The organism is Nocardia lasii (assembly GCF_042658545.1).
Taxonomy (GTDB): Bacteria; Actinomycetota; Actinomycetes; order Mycobacteriales; family Mycobacteriaceae; genus Nocardia; species Nocardia lasii.
On sequence record NZ_JBHSQN010000011.1, the window covers coordinates 359,870 to 379,062 of the forward strand.

At 69.9% G+C, this 19,193-nt stretch carries 15 protein-coding genes; 6 read left to right on the forward strand and 9 right to left on the reverse strand.

What is annotated here, in order from left to right; genetic code table 11:
- Positions 1-80: 80 nt before the first annotated feature.
- The gene (locus ACFP3H_RS17735; protein WP_378607270.1) at positions 81-3,026 is read right to left on the reverse strand and encodes a Z1 domain-containing protein; all 2,946 of its coding nucleotides are present in this window, start codon (positions 3,024-3,026) and stop codon (positions 81-83) included.
- Positions 3,023-4,549 carry an ATP-binding protein gene (locus ACFP3H_RS17740; RefSeq protein ID WP_378607273.1) on the reverse strand — a complete coding sequence of 509 codons (1,527 nt, stop codon included), beginning with the start codon at positions 4,547-4,549 and terminating at the stop codon, positions 3,023-3,025. Before ACFP3H_RS17740 ends, ACFP3H_RS17735 begins: the two co-directional genes overlap by 4 nt.
- Positions 4,550-4,781: 232 nt before the next feature.
- On the opposite strand from ACFP3H_RS17740, the gene ACFP3H_RS17745 reads away from it, so the two are divergent.
- Together ACFP3H_RS17745 and ACFP3H_RS17750 are read left to right on the forward strand one after the other, a co-directional pair.
- Complete coding sequence (locus tag ACFP3H_RS17745) at positions 4,782-4,997, forward strand: hypothetical protein (protein ID WP_378607276.1); 216 nt, start codon at positions 4,782-4,784, stop codon at positions 4,995-4,997.
- Positions 4,994-6,268, forward strand: coding sequence for a hypothetical protein (locus ACFP3H_RS17750; RefSeq protein ID WP_378607279.1), 1,275 nt, complete (start codon positions 4,994-4,996; stop codon positions 6,266-6,268). Before ACFP3H_RS17745 ends, ACFP3H_RS17750 begins: the two co-directional genes overlap by 4 nt.
- Here ACFP3H_RS17750 and ACFP3H_RS17755 read toward each other — a convergent pair.
- The 3 genes from ACFP3H_RS17755 to ACFP3H_RS17765 all read right to left on the reverse strand — a co-directional run bounded on the left by ACFP3H_RS17755 (position 6,189) and on the right by ACFP3H_RS17765 (position 10,528).
- Positions 6,189-6,704, reverse strand: coding sequence for an SRPBCC family protein (locus tag ACFP3H_RS17755; protein ID WP_378607282.1), 516 nt, complete (start codon positions 6,702-6,704; stop codon positions 6,189-6,191). The genes ACFP3H_RS17750 and ACFP3H_RS17755 overlap by 80 nt on opposite strands.
- 67 nt (positions 6,705-6,771) lie before the next feature.
- Complete coding sequence (locus ACFP3H_RS17760) at positions 6,772-9,543, reverse strand: AfsR/SARP family transcriptional regulator (protein WP_378607285.1); 2,772 nt, start codon at positions 9,541-9,543, stop codon at positions 6,772-6,774.
- A gap of 16 nt (positions 9,544-9,559) precedes the next feature.
- Positions 9,560-10,528, reverse strand: a complete 969-nt coding sequence (locus ACFP3H_RS17765; protein ID WP_378607288.1) for a helix-turn-helix transcriptional regulator — start codon at positions 10,526-10,528, stop codon at positions 9,560-9,562.
- An 89-nt stretch (positions 10,529-10,617) separates the two neighbouring features.
- Between ACFP3H_RS17765 and ACFP3H_RS17770 the strand changes: the two genes are divergently transcribed.
- Positions 10,618-11,145 (forward strand): DinB family protein, encoded by a 528-nt coding sequence (locus ACFP3H_RS17770; RefSeq protein WP_378607291.1) that lies wholly within the window; start codon positions 10,618-10,620, stop codon positions 11,143-11,145.
- Here ACFP3H_RS17770 and ACFP3H_RS17775 read toward each other — a convergent pair.
- Positions 11,105-13,564: a tetratricopeptide repeat protein gene (locus tag ACFP3H_RS17775; RefSeq protein WP_378607294.1), complete on the reverse strand. Its 2,460-nt coding sequence runs from the start codon at positions 13,562-13,564 to the stop codon at positions 11,105-11,107. The two genes, ACFP3H_RS17770 and ACFP3H_RS17775, sit on opposite strands and share 41 nt — an antisense overlap.
- A gap of 165 nt (positions 13,565-13,729) precedes the next feature.
- On the opposite strand from ACFP3H_RS17775, the gene ACFP3H_RS17780 reads away from it, so the two are divergent.
- The 3 genes from ACFP3H_RS17780 to ACFP3H_RS17790 all read left to right on the forward strand — a co-directional run bounded on the left by ACFP3H_RS17780 (position 13,730) and on the right by ACFP3H_RS17790 (position 15,457).
- Positions 13,730-14,185: a carboxymuconolactone decarboxylase family protein gene (locus ACFP3H_RS17780; protein WP_378607297.1), complete on the forward strand. Its 456-nt coding sequence runs from the start codon at positions 13,730-13,732 to the stop codon at positions 14,183-14,185.
- Positions 14,186-14,213: 28 nt separating this feature from the next.
- Positions 14,214-14,672: a nitroreductase family deazaflavin-dependent oxidoreductase gene (locus ACFP3H_RS17785; protein ID WP_378607300.1), complete on the forward strand. Its 459-nt coding sequence runs from the start codon at positions 14,214-14,216 to the stop codon at positions 14,670-14,672.
- A gap of 185 nt (positions 14,673-14,857) precedes the next feature.
- Positions 14,858-15,457 carry a hypothetical protein gene (locus ACFP3H_RS17790; protein ID WP_378607303.1) on the forward strand — a complete coding sequence of 200 codons (600 nt, stop codon included), beginning with the start codon at positions 14,858-14,860 and terminating at the stop codon, positions 15,455-15,457.
- Position 15,458: 1 nt separating this feature from the next.
- Here the strand turns inward: ACFP3H_RS17790 and ACFP3H_RS17795 are convergent, their stop codons facing one another.
- The 3 genes from ACFP3H_RS17795 to ACFP3H_RS17805 form a co-directional block, all read right to left on the reverse strand.
- The gene (locus ACFP3H_RS17795; RefSeq protein WP_378607306.1) at positions 15,459-16,820 is read right to left on the reverse strand and encodes a vWA domain-containing protein; all 1,362 of its coding nucleotides are present in this window, start codon (positions 16,818-16,820) and stop codon (positions 15,459-15,461) included.
- A complete protein-coding gene (locus tag ACFP3H_RS17800; protein WP_378607309.1) occupies positions 16,817-17,692 on the reverse strand; it encodes an AAA family ATPase in 876 nt (291 codons plus the stop codon). The genes ACFP3H_RS17795 and ACFP3H_RS17800 overlap by 4 nt, the downstream gene beginning before the upstream one ends.
- Before the next feature lie 61 nt (positions 17,693-17,753).
- Positions 17,754-19,112 carry a DUF2252 domain-containing protein gene (locus ACFP3H_RS17805; RefSeq protein ID WP_378607311.1) on the reverse strand — a complete coding sequence of 453 codons (1,359 nt, stop codon included), beginning with the start codon at positions 19,110-19,112 and terminating at the stop codon, positions 17,754-17,756.
- Between the last annotated feature and the right edge of the window lie 81 nt (positions 19,113-19,193).

Here is a 19,193-nt window from a genome sequence, read left to right on the forward strand (position 1 = left end):
AGAGTCAAACAACCGAGTTCGCTATCTTTCGATTTCGCTTGTTTGACGCTCAGTCACATGTCCTGATAAAGAAGCGCCGATTACTCCTCCGAGTCGACGACCACGTTCTCGCTACCAGCGTCGACGGTGGTGAACCGTACCGTGCGGGAGTCTCGGCCGATGGCGGTTGATGGGGCGACGAAGCCGAAGGTGATGACCAGTTTTGCTGGGTCGATGGTGTTGTCGGGGCGTAGGTCGGACAGGTTGTGGGGTTCTATGACGGGGTGGAGGAGGACGGCTCCGCGGTGGGGGGTGGTGTGGGATTCGGTGTGGGGGTCGGCGGAGGTGGGGAGGGCGCCGGCCATGCGTAGGGCGATGGTGCGGTGCCAGTTGTAGGCGATGGCGCCGAAGAGGGGGTCGCGGCGGCGGGCTCGGTGCCAGCGGGGGAAGGTGTGGGCGCCCAGGCGGATTCGGTCGTCGTTGGTGGTGCGGGCGGGGGCGAGGATGGTCCAGTCGGTGACGGTGCGGTCGGCGGTGATGGAGCGTAGGTATTCGAGGTCGGGGGCGAATTGGCGGGGGGCGCGCCAGCGGAGGTTCTCCAGGAGGGCGAGGAAGGTGGGGGCGGACAGGGTGGTGTGGTGGGCGCGCAGCAGGTGGCTCTGCTGGCCGTCGGGGAAGTGGTAGGCGAATTCTGTTGTGGTGGTGGAGAGTTGGTCGAAGACGGGTTGCCAGGTGGCGACGTTGTGGCGCAGGTCGGCGGCCGCGGTGGGGTAGGCGGTGGGTTCGCGCCAGCGGCCGGGCGAGCGCAGTTCCACCAGGCGCGCGTTGTACATCTTGTTCTTGCTGGTCGGCGGGAGCAGGGGCAGGTGTTGGGAGACCAGGGGTGGGACCTGGGCGGGAGTCACCTGGGGTTCGCCGTCGATGGTTTCGGCGTACTGCTCGAGCTCCTCGCGGAAGGCGTCCTCGTCCTGGCAGGTGGCCTCGAAGGCGTGGTAGAGGTCGATGTCGCGGTTGCGTGGGCCGGTCTCCTCGCGGCCGATGTAGAGGCGGACCAGGTCGCGGTAGCCGCGGCGGAAGCCGAACCAGCGGCCCATCTGCATCAGCGCGGACATGTTGGTGGCGCGGCGGCGGAAGTAGGAGACGGTGAGGCCCTCGACGGTGAAACCGCGCGACAGTTTCTGGCCGCCGATCAGGATCTTCCAGATCGCGCGCTTGTCGAAGTCGGCCTCGCCGGTTTCCACGGCGGTGTCGCCGTTGACGACGATGATCGGTTTCTGGTCGCCGCCGATGCGGATGACGGCGGGGCTGATGTGAGGTCGCAGGTCATCGAAAGTGGCTGGTACGGGGTAACCTTCGGCGCGCTCGGCCGAGACCAGCGCGACATCGGTGTCGAACAAGTCGCGCAGACGGGCGTGGCCGGTGGGGCCGGAATAGTCGGCGTCCCACCAGACCTGGGTGACCCGGGCCAGCAGGTGGCGGTGGTCGTCGACCCAGCCGGACTCGTGAATGAGCATGGTGTGGTGCTGAAAGTAGCCGTCGCCCAAGCCGTTCGCCTCGCGGTAGACCTTCATGGCGGCGGCGAGGACGAACATGTCGACGGCCTTGCGCAGCGGTTCGGTGTCGTCCTCGTCGGCGACCACCACGTCGCGCACGTGCGCCTTCTCGTTGGAATTGCGGTAGGTGCGTTCAGCTTCGGGGATGTCGGAGTCGATGTCGTGGAAGTCGGCGGCGCCCATGTAGCCGGTGGGGCGGGCCAGCGACAGCAGGAAATCCCGGGGGAAGATGTCGGCGGCGTCGCTGGGGTCGATGAAGACATTGGCGTAGGGGGTGGCGGTGTAGCCGACGTACTGGGCGCGCGGGAGCATCGTCAGCAGGTCGGACAGGCACTGGTTGATGGCGGTGCGTTCGGCGTCGGCCTTGGGGCGGGTGGTGTTGATCGAGGCCTCGTCGGACTCGTCGTCGATGATCAGCACGGGGATCTCGGCCAGCGGGGTCTTGATCTTGCGCAGGTCCTTGACCAGCTTGGTCAGCACCGACTTGTTCTTCTTCACCACCATCAGCCGGGCGGCGGCGCGGTGCAGGTTCGCCGGGTCGTAGAGCGGCAGGGAGGGTTCGCGCTTCTCGAACTCGAGCGCGTAGATGCCCTGCTGCAAACTGCGATAGTCGTTGTCGCGGGTGGTCATTCGGTGAATGTCGATACCCTCCAGGAGGGAGGGCAGTTCGCCGAATTCGAGGAAGCGGCGCTGGATCCAGGCGGGGTCGTCGCTGTAGTCGGATTCGTGGTCGGCGGCGCCGCGCAGGATGTTCTCGCGGCCCACCAGTTCCATGTCGAGGCGGCGCTGGGTCTGGGCGCGCAGCAGGTTCAGGGTGCCGCTGAGCACGATCACCAGGCGGTAGCCCGCGTCGATCGACTTGGCGATCACGCCGGCGAAGTTGGCGGTCTTGCCGGACTGGACGTAGCCGACCACCAAACCCTTTGCCTGGTAGGCGATCTCGCTGGTGGGGTCGGCCAGACGCTCCACGACGTGATCGGTGGCGATGTCGAGATCGGCGATGGCCTCGGGCGACCAGTGCCGGGCGGGCAGGGCCAAACGGTAGTTGTTCCAATAGCCTTCGCGACTGTGCCGGGACGGTCGGCGCTCACGCAGGTGATACCAGGGCTCGAACTTGGTGCCGATCACGACCGGCTCGGGCAGGGTGGACACCGGGGCGCCTGCTTCCAGCAGTTTCGCCGTCGCGGGGTCCAATGCCAGCCGCGCGTACAGGTGGGCGCGGCGCTGCTCGGTGCGCGGCCGGGCATCCGACCACGGCGGGTCGACGGCGAAATCCCACTGGTAGAACTGGGCCCGCCACATCGCGACCAGCGGATCAGCCCGGCCCGCCATGAGCAGGGCCTCGCGGAAGTCCTCCTCGTTCGCGTACTCGTTCGCACCGGGAATCACCTCGGCCTGATATCGCATCGACCGCAGCAACCCGGTGGGCGCGGTGCCCGACATCTCGCCGAGCACCGCGCGATGCAGTGCGAGCCTGCCCGGTGCCTGAATCACGCGTCCACCTGGTCGAATTCGGCGCGGGCCGCGGCCGAGAGCACCGACTGCCACAGCACCAGGTTGTCCTTGGTGCGCGGGCCGCTGTACTCCTTGCCGAACACCTCGTGCAGCAGGAAATACATCAGCGCCTTCATCATCGGGGCGTCGTCGAGACTGCCGCGCCGACCGCCCAGGATCGCCGAGCGGTAGCGGCGGTTGAGCGCGATGGTGCGGGTGTCGCGGTCGATGTCGAAGAAGACCTCGTCGGAGAGCTTGCGCCATTCGATATTGATCGGCTCCTCCCCCGGCACCGACGGGAGCTCCTCGTCGACGGTCTCGCGCACGGTCGCCGCGAAACCGCGACCGGGCGGGATCACCGGTTTGCGGACCGCGCCCGCGCGCTGACGGGCCTCACGGTAGATCCGCTGGGCGTCGGCGAGGTAGTCGGCGAAGGTGCGGCCCTGGTCGTCGACCGCCTTCTCCACGGCGTCGAGGAAGTCCGGGGACACCTGCACGCCCTCCTTCTTCACCGTGAGCCGGAAGGTGTCGCCGAAATCGGCGGGCAGGTCGACATCGACGCGGGCCAGCGACAGGTGCTGTTCGGGCTGGCGCAGGTTGTTCCAGCCGCCCGCCTGCACGATCCGGCCGTGGCGGTAGAAGTAGAAACCCTGCCGTTCGAGCACGCTGCCGACGGCCTTGTACTCGCTGAGCGAGGACTTCGGCGGCCACAGGTGCGCGGTGAGGTCCATGCGGCCGAACCCGGCGAGGTCGGCGGTGAAGGTGCGCGGGTAGTCGCGGTGGCCCGAGACGGGGTAACCGAACGGATTCAGCGCCACCACACCGAAATTGGCGAAGACATCGCCGGTGCGGATGTCCTCGACGGCGATGGTGATGTTGAAATCGGGGCGCTCGAGGAAGCGGTGCAGCTGCAGACCGAGGTGCAGGCCGAGACGGGCGATGGTGCGGTCGAGGTAGCGGCCGGTCTGGCCGACGCCGACGTTCTGCGGGAAGTCCTTGACCCCGTCCCAGCGGATCACGGTGCCCTGCCAGGTGATCGGGCAGTCCTGGTAGCGGTCGATGAGCGACTGCGCGTAGCGGGGTTCGACGATGTCGCACTGAAAACCGGTGCGCGCCTTCTCCATTGCCCATCGGCGACCCGACGGGCGGCTCTTGCGGGTGCGGCTCACCACCGTCACCGACGACGCCTGGCTCAGCGACGCCGATTTCAGGCCGGTGCCGAACATGCCGAGCGAGTCGGGGGCGTAGTCGCGGCGACCACCCACGGTCATGGCGACGTCGAGTTCGTCCTCGGCCATGCCGCGACCGTCGTCGATGATCAGCAGGCTCACCAGGTCGTCGCCGTCGCGCAGGAAATGCACGACCACGTCCTTGGCGCCGGCGTCGAGGGAATTGTCGACCAGGTCGGCGACGGCGGCTTCGAACCCGTAGCCCTGACTGGTGAGGGCCTCCATGTAGCGGGCGTCCGGCGGTAGGTATTTGCTACCGCTGGTCGGAACGTCGAACTGCCACTCTGCCGTCATGTCCACCCGGGCCCGCCATCGGTCGTCGAAAGATCTCTCGCACAGGAATCGGGATGAAATTTACGCGAGGACGATGTCATTCGGAAACGTTTGCTGGAAAGTGGTACTTCGATTCACATGTAATTGTTCGGTGGTTTTCGTTGCTCGACACAGTGATTCGTCGAAGTTCTGGCGCCGGTGGGCGGAAAGGGAGGATGCTCGAGGTCAGGATCGCGCGATTTTCAGGAGCCAGATGACCGACCGAGGAGACCAGGACCGCGGGTTTCCGGTGACCCTGCCCGCGCTGGAACACCTGCCCGCGGATCAGGCGCGGGATCTGTTCGAGCTGATGCGCGCGGCGGCGACCTTCGAGGCCGCCACGCTGGACAGGTCGATCGACTCGATGGTCTCCGCGCTGCCGCGGCCGCTGCGTCGGATGACGAAGACGATCATGTTCGGCGGCAGATGACCGACCTGATCACCCGGGCCCAGGCGATCCTGCTGGCCCGCACCCTGCACGTGCATCCGCAGCGGCTCGAACACCTGCACTACCTCGGCGCCGAGCGGTTGCACGCACTGCACGAACAGATCTCGCGGGTGCTGTTCGACCAGCACGCGGACACGTTTCGACGGATCAACGCGGTGGTGCCGTTCGTGCCGTCCTCGATCGCGATTCCGTTGCTACAGAAGCTGGTTCCGCCGATGATGGCGGGTCGGGCGGCGGGGTCGCTGGGGCTCGAGCATCCGGGCAAGGCGGCGCAGACGGTGGCGATGCTCGACGCGGCCTACGCGGCCGATTGCGCGCCGTATCTGGACCCGCGGGCAGTGGTGGAACTGGCCGGGAAGATGGCGCCGGGACCGATCATCGCGATCGTGAACGAGTTGCTGCGCCGGTGCGATTACGTGACGGCGGGGCCGTTTCTGTCCTGTACGACACCGGAATTGATCGCGGCCATCGAAGGGCAGGTGCGCGACGACACAGGGTTGATCTTCTCCGGCGCCTACTCCTACGACAGCGAGGCGCTCAGCGCGGTGATCCGGCAGTTGCTCGACGGGCCCTATCGCCGGATTCCGGGCATCACCCGGACAGTCCTGTCGGGTCCGGCCGAGTTGCAGCACGCGGCGCTGTCGGTGTTCTCGCGGTGCGCGCCGGATGTGATCGGGCGGGTGGGTGAGTACCTGTTCGGCGAGGCCGAGCCCGCGGCGGTCGCGCGGCTGGTGCACCACGCGATCGAGCTGGGCGCGGTGCCCGAATTCCTCACCATGGCAGGCAATCTCACGCCGGTGGGGTTGGCGGGGCTGGTGGACAATCCGGTGTTCGCCGATCCCGATGTCGCGGTCGATCTGGTGGCACCGATGGACGGGCGCGCGGACGCGGGCAGTTGGCGCGGATTGTTCGCGGTGATGTCGCGGGTGCCCGAGGAGGTGCGGCGCGCGGTCGGCTACGCGCTGGCGCTGACCTCGGACCCGACGGTTGCCGCGCTGCCCGCCCGCGCCACCGAAACCGGTGGTTGGACAACGCTGTTGGATCTGGTGGCGGTGTCCGGGGAGCGCGGGCAGGCGCGATTCGGGGTGGTGTGGGCCGAGTTGGCGCCGGAGCGGCGAGCGTATCTGCATCGCAGCATCACCGAATTGGGCTACGACCTCGAGCTGGCCGAGATCACGGCCGTGGTCGCGCCGGTCGAGGTCGATCTGCTGTTCTTTCAGCGACGTCAGCAGGGACGCTATCGGAACGGGTGAGGTTCTCGATCAGGTCGCGTAAGGCGAGCACGTCACGGTCGAGGTTGCGTTGCAGCATCCGCGCCAGTAACCGGCCGAAGGGCCGTTGGACGCCGTGCGGGGTGACCGACAGGTCGAGTCGGACCAGGCAGCTCAGCGGCGATCGCGGGGTCACCGTGCGGGCGCCCGCGGCGTCGGCGCCCTCGGTGGTATGCCAGGTGAACTGGGCGCCGGGGGTGACAGCGTCGACCTCGCCGAGGTTGTGCCAGGTGCTGCCCGCGAAGCGGAGTTCCTCGGCGGTGTGGGCGCCGGGGGTGACCGGGCCGGGCGGGTCGACGGTCATCGACACCACGCCGGTGCGCCAGCGCGGGTCGTTGGCGTAGTCGGCCAGGACCGCCCACACCCGCGGGGCGGGGTGGTCGATGATGATCTCGGCGAACAGCGGATAGACGGTCACGGTGGGTCCTCACCTCGGCATCGGGAAACTTCGAGGTGAAGGGTCGCGCGGGGGTGTTTCAGTCCTGCTACAACGCCTCGAGCTCGCGTCGACCGGCGACCGTCGCGACCAGTTCGACCACCGCGGGCCAGCTCATCTCGGTCGGCGGTTCGGACGGGGCGGGCAGGTGGTCCACGCGCGCGCGGACGGCGGGGTGGGCGAACTGGGTGTAGCGGCGGGGGTCGGCGCCGATCCGGGCGGAATGGTGCAGGGCGGCGGCGCGCAGGCGCAGGGCCTGCTCGGGCGCGCCGCGCACGACCAGGGCGTAGGTGGCGGCGTAGACGGCGCCGAGGGCGTCGGCGATATTGGACTGGCGGGCGAAGACGGCCAGGGCGCGGTCGAGGGCGGTGAGGGCTTCGGTGGCGCCGTCGGTGTCGTGCGGGTCGGCCAGGATCGCCCAGGCCAGTGCCACCTCGGCCATGCCCTCGCACCACAGGTGACCGCAGTCGGCGCTGAGTCGGCGGGCGGCGCGCAACCAGTCCTGCGCGTCGCGGCGGTGGCCTTCCAGGAGCAGGACCGTGCCCTGACCGAACTGGGCGCAGCCGCGGATCCAGTCGGGGGTGGGGAGCCGGTCGACCTCGGCGAGGAGTTCGTCGACGGCGGTGCGCGCGGTGGCGGGGTCGCCGAGGGCGGTGAGGGCCAGGCCGCGATACATCAGGGCGTGCAGCCACAGTTCGCGCTCGGTCTCGGGGCCGCCGAGCAGGGTCATGGCCGACTCGGCGCAGGTCATGGCCTCGGTGGCGTCGCCGGCGTGGAACGAGACGATCGACAGGCCGAGCAGGCCGTGCGCGCGTTCGGCGGGGGTGGCCTCGGTCGCGGCGGCCAGGGCCGTGCGGGTGAGGGTGCGGCCGAAGGCGACGAGTCCGAGTACGCCCCAGGCGAATTGGAGCGCGGCGACGGTGCGCAGCGCCTCGACGGGGTGGTGTTCGAGGTCGTGGGCGATGCCCGCGCGCAGGTTCGGTAGGTCGGCGGCCAGTACGCGGTAGGCCCGGCCCGCGTGGTGGCCGGTGAGCAGCGCGGCCTGCTCGGCGGCGAAGGCGCGCACCCAGTGGGCGTGGGCGGCCAGGGTCGCGTCGGGGTCGGGGTCGGCGGCACGGCAGTAGGCGCGGACGGTTTCCAGCAGGCGGTAGCGGGTGCCCGAGGTGCGGTCGAGGGTGAGCACGGACCGGTCGACCAGGGCGGCGAGGCTCGCGAGCACGCCCGCGTCCCGGTGCTGCACGGCCGCGGCGGCCTGCCAGGTGAAGCCGCCCTCGAACGGCCACAGGCGCAGCAGCAGGGCGCGGTCGGGGGCGGCGAGGGTGTCGATGCTCCAACCGAGGGCGGCGTGCAGGTCGGCGTGGCGCGACAGGGAGCCGCGCGGGGTGGTGCCGAGGACGTCGCGGCGGTCGCGCAGGTGGGCGGTGATGCCGGCCAGGCCGAAGGCGCGTTCGCGGGCGGCGGCGAGTTCGATGGCCAGCGGGAGGCCGTCGAGGAGGACGCAGAGTTCTTGTGCGGCACCATGATCGGCGGGGGTCGGCTGCCAGCGGGGGTTGGTCGCGCGGACTCGGTCGAACAGCAGGCGCACCGCGGGGCCGTCCGGGTCGACGGGGAGGGGGTCGAGGGTGAAGACCTGTTCGCCGTCGACGCGCAGGGGTTGTCGGCTGGTGGCCAGGATGCGCAGGTCGGGGCAGGCGGCGAGCAGGGTCACCGCGAGGTGGGCGACGGGGTCGATGAGGTGTTCGCAATTGTCGAGGATGAGCAGGCCCGGCCGGGTGGACAGGGCCCGGCAGATCAGGGGTAGCGGGTCGCCGGAGTACTGGACCAGGCCGAGGGCGTTGGCGATGGCGGTCGTGGCCGTGTCGCCGTCGGCGACATCGCCGAGGCGGACGAACCAGCGCTCGGCGGCGGGGTGTTCGATCACGAGTCTGGTCTTGCCGACGCCGGCGGGTCCGACGACGGTGACCAGGCGATCGGTGGTGAGTAGGTCGCTCAGCAGGGCCGAGTCGTGCTCGCGGCCGAGGAAGGTCGACAGCGGTCTCGGGGGTGGTCGGCTCGAAACCTGTTGGGCGCCGGGGGTTTCCAGGAGCAGATCGGGGTCGTGGTCGAGCATGCGGCGTTCGAGGGCGCGCAGGCCGGGGCCGGGGTCCACGCCCAGTTCCTCGACCAGCAGCTCGCGCACGCGACGCAGTTCGGCCAGTGCCTGGACCTGGCGGCCGGTGCGGTACAGGCCAAGTGCCAGCAGTTCCCAGCGTCGCTCGCGGAAGGGCGCGGCGGTGACGGCCTCGCTCAGTTCGGCCACGGCGGTGGTGGGGTCGCCGGTGGCCAGGCGGGCGGCGGCGAGTTCCTCGACCGCGACCTCGCGCAACTCGGTGAGCCCGGTGCGCTCGGGAGCGGCTTCGCTGTCCAGTTCCGGCCACGGCTCGCCGCGCCACAGGGCCAGCGCGGCGTTCAGCGATCGCAATGATTCGGCGGGACCGCTCGCGGGATCGACCCCCTCCGCGACGAGAGCCTTGAACCGGCCGTAGTCGGTCTGCTCGGGAGCCACCGCGAGCACGAAACCGGAATCCCTGCGCTGCAACAGTTCTCGACCGTCGGGGCCGAGGGCGGTGCGCAGTCGCGAGGCCAGCACGCGCAGGGTCGCGCGCGCGCCGCGCGGTTGCCGCTCGCCCCACACCCGCTCGGCGAGGGCGTCGTCGGACAGCACGGTGGCGCCCGCCATGGACAGGGCCGCGAGGAACCGGCGCGGGACGGGGCCGCCGAGGTCGACGAGATCGCCGTCCACCTCGACCGTGATCGAGCCCAGTGCGCGCAGGAACAGCACGTCGAAAGCGTACCGGTTACCCCGGTACGGCGGTCGAGTCGAGGAACCTGGTCCCCCACTCCTGGAGTCGCTCGACCAGTTCCGGCGGGCCGAGGACGCGGAACTCGGCCTCGGCTTTGCCCAGCAGCAGCACCGGCCAGTCGAGGTTGTCGACCGACAACTCGATGTGGGTGCGGTCGGGCGACAGCGCGGTGATGGCGCACCAACGGCCCACCCTGGACCGGACGTGCTCGGCGGAGGCGACGATCTCGGCGGTGACGGCGTAGCCGGTGCGGTAGCCGCCGATGGCGGTGCGGACGAAGGTGGCGGCGTCGGCGGCGGGCAGGGCGCGCGGACGGAAACGGATGCCGGTGGTGGCCGATTCGGTGAGGCGGTCCACCCGGAAGGTGCGCCAGTCGTGGCGGGTGAGGTCGTAGGCGACCAGGTACCAGCGGCGGCCCACCGAGACCAGGCGGTGCGGTTCCACCTCGCGGGTGCTGGTGGCGGCGTCGGCGGCGGTGTAGGTGAAGGTGAGGCGTTCCTCGCGACGGCAGGTCAGCGCCAGGTCGGTGAGCACGGCGGGGTCGAGGTCGGAGACCGGGACGTCGGTCCAGGCGGCGGATTCGGTCATGGCGCGTAGGGCGTCGACGCGGCGGCGCAGGCGGGTGGGCAGGACGGTGACCAGCTTGCCGAGGGCGCGCACGGAGGGTTCGGCGAGGCCGTCGCCCGCCCCCTGGGAGCCCGCCTGCAGGCACACGGTGATGGCCACCGCCTCGTCGTCGTCGAGGACCAGCGGCGGCAGGGCGGCACCGGCCGCGAGTTGGTAGCCGCCGTCGACACCGGGGCGCGCGTCGACCGGGTAGCCCAACTCGCGAAGGCGGTCGATGTCGCGACGCAGAGTGCGGGCCGAAACCCGCAGGCGCGCGGCGAGTTCCGTCCCTGACCAGGACCGGTGGGTCTGTAGCAGGGACAGCAGTCGCAGGGTGCGCGCGCTCGTGTCGGCCATATTCCCAGTATCTCGCGATTGCGGACAGAAACTGACCGCAATGGGTTCTACCTTGGGTTATACACACCGACAAGCGAAGGGACCACCCCATGAGCACCATCACCTCGATCGACACCGAGCGCGCCGATATCCTCGAGATGCTGGCCAAGCACCGCCATTTCCTGCGCTTCACCGTCCGAGGGCTCACCGACGAGCAGGCCGGGCTGCGCACCACCGCCAGCGAACTGTGCCTGGGCGGGCTGATCAAGCATGTCGCCGCAGTGGAGGCGAACTGGGCCGGTTTCATCGTCGACGGGCCCGCGCAGGCCCCCGACTACGAGTCGATGACCGAGGAGCAGCTGGCCGAGTGGCGCGACGCGTTTCGCATGCTGCCCGGCGAGACCCTCGCCGGGCTACTGGCCGAATACGACCAGGTGGCGGCCCGCACCGATGAGCTCGTGCGCACCCTGCCGGACCTGAACGCGAGTCAGCCGCTGCCCGAGGCCCCGTGGTTCGAGCCGGGCGTGCGCTGGACCGCCCGCCGCACCCTCATGCACATCATGACCGAGACCGCGCAGCACTCCGGCCACGCCGACATCATCCGGGAATCCCTGGATGGGGCGAAGTCGATGGGTTGAGGTCGGTGGTCTCGGCCGCCGCGCGATGGTGGGCGGCGGCCGAGGGATCGGTGGCGTCGAGCAGGGCGGCGATGCCGTGGTGGGCTGTCGCCTCCTCGAATCGGCGACCGAGTCGCGGTGCGAGAGTGAGGGTTTCGCGGTAGAGGCGCATGGCCTCCTCGGGCAGCCCGGCCAGGCGGCAGGTCTCGGCGTAGCTGTTGAGGAAGTGGATCTTCCAGTGGTCCTCGAACAGGGCGTCGAGCAGGGCGAAGGCTTCGCGGTGGCTGGTCAGGGCCGCGTCGTAGCGGCCCATCTCGCGCAGGGCCACGCCGCGGCAGTTCAGGCACCAGGCTTCGTTGTGGTGGTGGCCGTCGGCGCGGGCCGTGGCCAGCGCGGTGTCGAGGTGGGTGAGGGCGTGGTCGGGGTCGTCGGCGGCGATCGCGACACCCAGGGTGATCCGGGCTTGCAGGGACGGGTGCGTGTCGAGGGCTTCGCGGGCGAGGCGGGCGGCCTCGGCGCGGTCGCCGAGTTGGAGTACGGCCCAGGCTTCCCCGGCGATGGCGTCGGCGGCGCTGGTCGGGCAACCGCTGGCCGTGTAGAGGTCGCGGGCCTGGCGGAACAGTTCGAGAGGTTCGGCGATATCGCCTTCGTCCCAGCGTAATTGGGCGCAGCGCATGGTCAGTTCGGCGCGGGGTAGCGGGTCGCCCGCCTCGGCGACGAGCGGTGCGGCGGCGGCGTAGGCGGCGGCGGCTTCGGCCATGCGGCCCGCGTTGTAGCGGGCGAAACCGAGGTCGCTGTGGGCTTCGGCGAGTTGGCGGGGGTCGCCGAGATGCTGTGCGGCGGTGAGAGATTGCTCGAACAGGGCGTTGAGGTGGGTGGTGCCGCAGCGGCGGGCGAAGAAGGTGCGCAGGAAGCGCGGTAGTTCGCAGACGTGGGTGTCGGCGCCGAGCTCGACCGCGGCGTAGAACACGGCCATCAGGTTGGTGTACTCGGCGACGAACCAGAAGAACGCGGCGTCGCGATCGGGGAAACGCGGCAGGTCGACGGGTGGGGTACCGGCCGAGACGGGGCGGGTGGGGGTCAGGAACGGCATGGCGGCGTCGGCGGCGGCCGCGGTGTGGACGTAGTAGTCCAGGACGCGGCGCAGGGCGCGGTCGCGGTCGGCGGGGGTGTCGTGGGCGAAGGTTTCCTGGCGGGCGTGGCGGCGGACCAGGTCGTGCAGGCGGTAGCGACCGGGGGCGGGCTGGTCGACCAGGTGCGCGTCGAGGAGATCCTCGAGCATGGTGCGCGCGCCGCGCAGCGGGACATCGGCGACGGCGGCGGCGACGTAGTCGGTGAAGGTGGAGCCGGGGATCAGGCCGAGCAGACGGAACAGGCGGCGTTGGTCGCGGTGGAGTTGGCGCACCGACATGCCGAAGGCGGTGTCGAATTCCGTGGCGCCCTCGGCCATGCGCTCCACGAGGATGCCGACCGACCAGCCCGGCCGGTGCCGCAGGCGGGCCGCGGCCAGGCGCAGTGCCAGGGGCAGGTTGCCGCACAGGCGCAGCACCTCGGCGGTCTGCTCGGGCTCCTTGGCGAGGCGACCGGTTCGCGCGTCGCCGCTGGCGCGCACCAGCAGTTCGGCGCTCTCCTGCGGGGTGAGGACGTCGAGGGTGACCGGGCCGACCTCGTCGAGTTCGAGCAGGCGGTTGCGGCTGGTGATGATGGCGACCGACTCGCCCGCGCCCGGCAGCAGGTGGGCGACCTGCGCGGCGTCGGCGACATTGTCGAGCACGACGACCGCGCGCAATCGGGCCAGCTCCGAGCGCCAACAGGCCGCGCGCAGTTCCACTCCCCCGTCCTGGGGCACCTTCTCCGAGGGGACCTGGAGGGCGGCCAGGAGGGCGCGCAGGGCGGCGTCGGGGTCGAGCGGGCGGCGGCCGTCGGTGAAGCCGTGCAGGTCCAGGTACAGCTGGGCGTCGGGGTAGTCGGTGGCGAGGCGGTGCGCGGCGTGCACGGCCAGGGAGGTCTTGCCGACACCGGCCATGCCGTCGATGGCGACCACACGGTCGGCGCGCACGGCGGCCACGACCTCCGCAAGAGCTGTTGCGCGGCCGGTGAAGTCGGGGATGTCGCGGGGCAGGTCGTTGCGCGGCGGCGGGTCGGCCGGTGGGGTCGGGGGCGCGATCTGGCGGCCGGTCTTCGGCGGGGCGGGCAGGGGGTTGGTGGCGCGCTCCCACAGGGGGCGCAGCGGGCGCGGGTCGCGTTTGACCAGGCGGCACAGTTCCACGACCGCGGGCCAGGGCGGCACGGTCTGACCGGACAGGTAGCGCGAGAGCGAGGACGAACTCAAGCCGGTGTCGCGGGCCAGCGCGCGCACGCCGCGACCGGACAGCTCCTGGATCAGGCGCAACCGCGCGGCGAGTTCGTCGCGCGGATACACCCGCTGTTGCACAACCACCGATGCCACTCCCGTTGTCCCGGCCGGGACCACCCGAATTCCGACCGTCGAGCCGGTGGTCAGGGCCGTTTTCCACTGTCCCACAGTGTCCCACGGCGATTCCGATCCGCCGCCGGACGGGCTGTGATGGAAACACACCGCAAGCGACGAAACAAGGAGAACGACATGCAGTCTCGGATGCAGAACCCGGCCATGGTCCTCACCGGCGCGATGGGACCGATCCAGCAGGTGCTCGAGGCCGTCGACAGCGGCGGAGTGGACAGCGAGATCCTCGAGCTGGTGCACCTGCGGGTCAGCCAGATCAACGGGTGCAGCGCCTGCGTGGACGGCGGCACCAAGACCGCGCGCAAGGCCGGCGTGAGCGAGGAACGCCTCGCGACCGTGGTGGCCTGGCGCGAGACGCCGTACTTCTCCGAGGAGGAACGCGCGGCACTGGCGTTGGCCGAGGCCGCGACCCGGCTGGCCGACCGTCCCGACGCGGTCACCGACGAGATCTGGGACAGCGCCGCGAGCTACTTCGACGAGCGGCAGCTGGCCGCGATCGTGCTGATGATCGGCGTGACCAACATGTTCAACCGGCTCAACGCGACCACCCGGCAGATCGCCGGGGCCTGGGGCTGAGCTCCACTCACCGAAAGGAATTCCGATCATGTCGACCAATCAGCAGGCGAGCCGGCGGCACAGCGGCTTCTCGCGGTGGATGCAGCACACGATGAACGCGCGGATGAACCGCAAGATCCGCAGCGGCAAAGGCACTTTCATGGGCATGGACGTGTTGATCCTGCACACGGTCGGGCGGGTGACGGGCACGCCCCGCGAGACGCCGATCAGCTGGTTTCCCGGCGAGGACGGCTCGTGGCTGCTCGTCGGCTCCGGCGGCAAGGACGGCGACCCGGACTGGTTGCGCAATCTGCTCGCCAACCCCGACCGGGCGACGGTTCAGCTACCCGGTAGCGAACCGGTCGCGGTCACCCCCGAGGTCCTCGGCGGCGCCGCGCGGGCGGCGGCCTGGGAACACATCGCCGCCGCTCAGCCGCGCTACGACAAGTACCAGGCCAAGGCGGGGCGGGAGTACTCGGTGGTGCGGCTGGCCGCGCGCGGCGCGTGACGGTTGGGCAACGAAAGGTCGAGGCCCTGGCCTGTCGTTTTAGACTGAACGACAGGCACGTCGGCCGAGCGCGTGGCACAGCACGGTTCGGCGCCACGAGTGCGGAGGTGAACGTGGGTTATCCAGGATATCCGGGGTATCCACCGAACGGACCGTATGCGCCACGGCCCTCACGGTGGCCGTGGGTGCTCGGAATTCTCGTGGTCGTCGCGGCCCTGGTGGTCGGCGTCATCGCCGCCGGCATCATCATCGTGCAACACGAGCGCAACTCGCGCTCGGCCGCCCCGCTGACCGCCGCGACCATCGCCGCCACCGGGCCCGAACTCCCCGGCACCGCCTACGTGCCGCCCGCGCCCACCGCACCCCCGGCGGCACCGGTCGACCCGCAGGTCGCGGCACTGAACTCGCTGCGCGGCCAAGCCGACGCCGACCAGCCCTACGTCAGCGCCAACCTGGCCGAACGGTGGGTGCCGCAGCTCTCGGCCAAGCAGAACGGCCTGGTCGCCGCCGATGTCGACGGGCGAATGGTGAACTGGACCAACAGCGAGATCCTCGCCCAGAACCAGCGGCTGCGCCAGCAGTACCCGGGCGCGCGCCTGGTCTCGAGCGACGACTGGAGCACCTTCGACCTGCAGGGCTGGTGGATCACCCTGGCCGGCGCCACCTTCACCGACCCCGACTCGGCCAACGCCTGGTGCGACGCGCAGGCGATCCCGGCCGACGAGTGCTTCGCCAAACTGGTGAGCAACTCGCGCGGGTCGGCCGGCAGTACCAAGTACCGCTGAGTCAGGCGGGCAGGAGTCTGCCGATGACCTCGGCCAGCTGACTCACGTTGCGGCATTCGTGCATGGTGACGATGTCGGTGTAGTCCTCGGCGGCCGAATCGCCGGTCGACCAGGACCGCGACGGTTCCGGGTTGAGCCAGTAGACGGCCTTGGCCCGTTCGGTAATGGTGTGCAGCGCAGCGAGATTCGGGTCGGTGCGGTTGGTGCGGGCATCGCCGAGGATCAGCACGCAGGTGCGCGGGCCCACGGCGTCGAGGTAGTGGTCGACGAACCCTTGCAGGACCTCGCCGTAATTGCTCGACCCGAAACGGGCCACACCGCCCTCGCGGACGATGTTCTGCGCGAAGCCGGGCGGCGGGGGTTCGCCGGGGGTGAAGTGGTGGGTGATCTCGGCGCAGGTGTCGACGAAACCGAAACTGCGCACCCTGCTGAACTGGTCCTGCAGCGCCTGCACCAATTGCAGGGTGAACTCGGCGAAACCGCTCACCGAGCCCGAGACATCCGCCAGCACAACGAGATCGGGGCGGCCGCGCTTGCGGGCGCGCAGGACGGGATCGACGGGAACACCCCCGGTGGCCATCGACCGACGCAGGGTGCGACGCAGGTCGATCTGGCCTCGGACGGCCTTCTTGCGACGAACCGCCAGGCGGGTGGCCAGCTTTCGCGCCAGCGGGTGCACGAGGCGGCGCATCTCGGCGAGGTCCTGTTCGCGGGCACCCAGGAAATCTGTTCGGTCCGAAGAGGTTTCGACGCCGCGGCGGGCGATGTAGTCGGTGCCGCGCAGTTCGGCCGAGCGCAGGCGGGCCTCGGTCTGCACATCGGTACGGAACCGGTCCACGCGGCGGCGAGCCTCGATCGTGCGCACGGCGGTGTCGAATTGGCCGGTGCCGCCCATGGTTTGGGCAACCTGTTCGGAGATCTCGTCCGGGCGAAGGGATTTCATCGTCAGGTAGGACGACCAGCCCGCGCCGGAGGCCTGGGTGACCCGGCCCGCGCTCTCGCCCGCACCGCCGTAGGCGCCGAAGGTGTTGAGGGCCTCGCGGGCGAGGGGGGCGGTGTCCTCACCCTGAACGAGGGTGGCGATCAGGCGCTCGCGCAGGGTGTCGGCGTCGGCGCTCGGGGTGGCGGCGGGCAGGTCGACACCGAGAAAGTACAGGTCGAAGAGCTGGTCGAAGACCTTGCGCTGGCCGTTGCGGCGCAGCAGACAGGCCGCCAGGCCCGAACGCAGGATGTTCGGGTCGGCGGTGCCGAGGGCGACGATGGCCGACGCGGCATCGATGGTTTCGCTGGGACCCGCGTGAATGTTGTGCTCGCGCAACAGGGTGACGAAATCCACCAGTCGCGCGCTCGCCGGGGGGTTCATCGCGGGGAGTCCTCGTCGAGGCCGAGTCGGTCGATGGCCACGCGATGGTCGGACTGGTATTTCAGCAGGACGCCGAGGGTCGAGCGGACCACACCGCCGGTCAGCGTCCGGGTGCCCAGGGCCACCAGAGTCCTTGCCCAGTCGACGGTTTCGGCGATCGAGGGGGCCTTGCGCAGCGAGAGCTGACGCAGCGCGCTCACCGTGGCCACCACCGGTTCGGCCAGCGCGGCATCGAGTTCGGGCACCCGCAGCGCCACGATCGACTTCTCCAACGCGGCGGTCGGATAGTCGATGTGCAGGTACAGGCAGCGGCGCTTCAACGCCTCGGACAGCTCGCGGTGCGCGTTCGAGGTGAGGATCACGAACGGCTTCCTGACGGCGGTGACGGTGCCGAGTTCGGGGATGCTCACCTGGAAATCGCCGAGCACCTCGAGCAGCAGGCCCTCGAGTTCCACATCGGCCTTGTCGAGTTCGTCGATGAGCAGGACCGTGGGGTCGGGATTGCGGATCGCGGCCAGCAGCGGGCGGGCCAGCAGGAACTCCTCGGTGAAGACATGATCGCGGGTGGCGTCCCAGTCCGTGCCGGCGGTGGCGGTGATCCGCAGCAGCTGCTTGGCGTGATTCCACTCGTAGAGCGCGCGGGCCTCGTCGACGCCCTCGTAGCACTGCAGGCGGATCAGTTCGGCGCTGGTCGCCGCGGCCACGGCCTTGGCCAGTTCGGTCTTGCCGACACCGGCGGGGCCCTCGATGAGCAGGGGCTTGCCAAGGCGGTCGGCGAGGAAGACCGCGGTCGCGATATCGAGCGACGGCAGGTAACCCGCGGCCGTCAGCCGGGCGCTCACCTCGTCCACCGAGGAAAATAACTTACTCATCGGTAACGAGTGTATCGAGTGCGACCGGGGCGCCGACCACGCACGCCCCGGTCACCCCCGATCAGTACGGGTTGTCCGCGACCGGCACCTGACCGTCCTCGATCGCGGCCATCAACAACCGGTAGTCGGCCATGGTCTGATCCGAATACGACATGGCGAAATCGCGCAGGGCCTTGTCGAACTTGTCGCTGCCGCCGATATAGGTCTCGATGGCGATCGGATCGCCGGAACGGCAGTGCGCGCGAGCCAGCACCGCACCGCACAGCCCGCCGTAGTTGGCGAGCTGATGGTGGGTCATGTCCTCGATATCGGCCGAGCCCTTCATATCGCGGAACTGGCGCCAGTAGAAGTTCACGCCCGCCGGACCGGTGGCCCAACCGAGGAAGATATCGCTGGCCGCCTGCATCAGGCGCTGACCGGCGACGACGCGATGGCCCTGATGCTGGTACTTGCTCGGCTTCTGATACGCCGCCAGCACCGAGATGTCGGCCTCCTTCACCTGCAGGAACAGCGGGGAGCCGGACTCCTTGTCCATCAGCAGCGCGATGAAACAGCGGGTGCCGACACTGCCGACGCCGACCACCTTCACCGCGGCGTCGACGAAGGTGTAGCGGCCCAGCAGCACCCGGACCTCGTCGGACAGGGTGCGGCGATACTCGGCGAGCACGGACTTGACCAGCTTCTCGTCCGGGCTCGAGATCGGCACCAGCAGCGGCGGCTGGCTCTTGATCCGCGGGATGCCGTCGGCGTCGGGCTCGGTGAGCTTGTTGAACGCCTGCAGACTGGTGCGCTTCTTGGCCGCGGCGATGGTCTTCTCGGCCTTCTTCTGGCCCTTCTTCTTCGGGATCAGGGCGAGCACCTGGTCGGCGTCGACCCGGTCGTACCAGATGTCGAGGCTGTCCTGCTGCACCATCATCTCGATGCCCTCGCGGTAGCCGCGCGCGGTGCGTTCGGCCGCGGTGGCCGCCTCGTGCTCGGAACAGCCGTTGTTGAGCGCGGCCACCGCGACACTGGCGACCAGGCGTTTGACGTCCCATTCGAACGGTCCCGGCAGGGTCTCGTCGAAGTCGTTGACGTCGAAGACGAGATTGCGTTCCGGGGTGCCGTACAGGCCGAAATTCGCCAGGTGCGCGTCACCGCAGAGCTGCACGGTGATTCCGGTATCGGGCTGACAGCCGAGGTCGTACGCCATCACCGCCGCCGCTCCCCGCAGAAACGTGAAGGGCGACACCGCCATTCGCGCCATCCGGATCGGCACCAGGCTCGGCACCCGCGACTGATTCTGCTTCACCAGAATCGCCACCGGATCCTCGCGCCCCGGCTCGGCCCGCCACTGTCCCAACTCCGAACGCGACACCCGCTTGCGGGCCTTCTTCCCGATTTCCGCCGCCTGCCGATCGAACTCCTCAACCGTGGTCATCGAGCAAGTCTCCCGCTACCGACCCCGCACAGCAAGAACCAGCGCATAACCATGCGGTGACAGCGCGCGTCGAACCCCCGG

Coding starts and splice junctions, on each gene's coding strand:
- ACFP3H_RS17795 (WP_378607306.1), bottom strand. CDS start 16,820: ATGAACCCCCCGGCGAGCGCGCGACTGGTGGATTTCGTCACCCTGTTG.
- ACFP3H_RS17740 (WP_378607273.1), bottom strand. CDS start 4,549: ATGACGGCAGAGTGGCAGTTCGACGTTCCGACCAGCGGTAGCAAATAC.
- ACFP3H_RS17765 (WP_378607288.1), bottom strand. CDS start 10,528: ATGGCCGACACGAGCGCGCGCACCCTGCGACTGCTGTCCCTGCTACAG.
- ACFP3H_RS17785 (WP_378607300.1), top strand. CDS start 14,214: ATGTCGACCAATCAGCAGGCGAGCCGGCGGCACAGCGGCTTCTCGCGG.
- ACFP3H_RS17750 (WP_378607279.1), top strand. CDS start 4,994: ATGACCGACCTGATCACCCGGGCCCAGGCGATCCTGCTGGCCCGCACC.
- ACFP3H_RS17770 (WP_378607291.1), top strand. CDS start 10,618: ATGAGCACCATCACCTCGATCGACACCGAGCGCGCCGATATCCTCGAG.
- ACFP3H_RS17745 (WP_378607276.1), top strand. CDS start 4,782: ATGACCGACCGAGGAGACCAGGACCGCGGGTTTCCGGTGACCCTGCCC.
- ACFP3H_RS17780 (WP_378607297.1), top strand. CDS start 13,730: ATGCAGTCTCGGATGCAGAACCCGGCCATGGTCCTCACCGGCGCGATG.
- ACFP3H_RS17805 (WP_378607311.1), bottom strand. CDS start 19,112: ATGACCACGGTTGAGGAGTTCGATCGGCAGGCGGCGGAAATCGGGAAG.
- ACFP3H_RS17800 (WP_378607309.1), bottom strand. CDS start 17,692: ATGAGTAAGTTATTTTCCTCGGTGGACGAGGTGAGCGCCCGGCTGACG.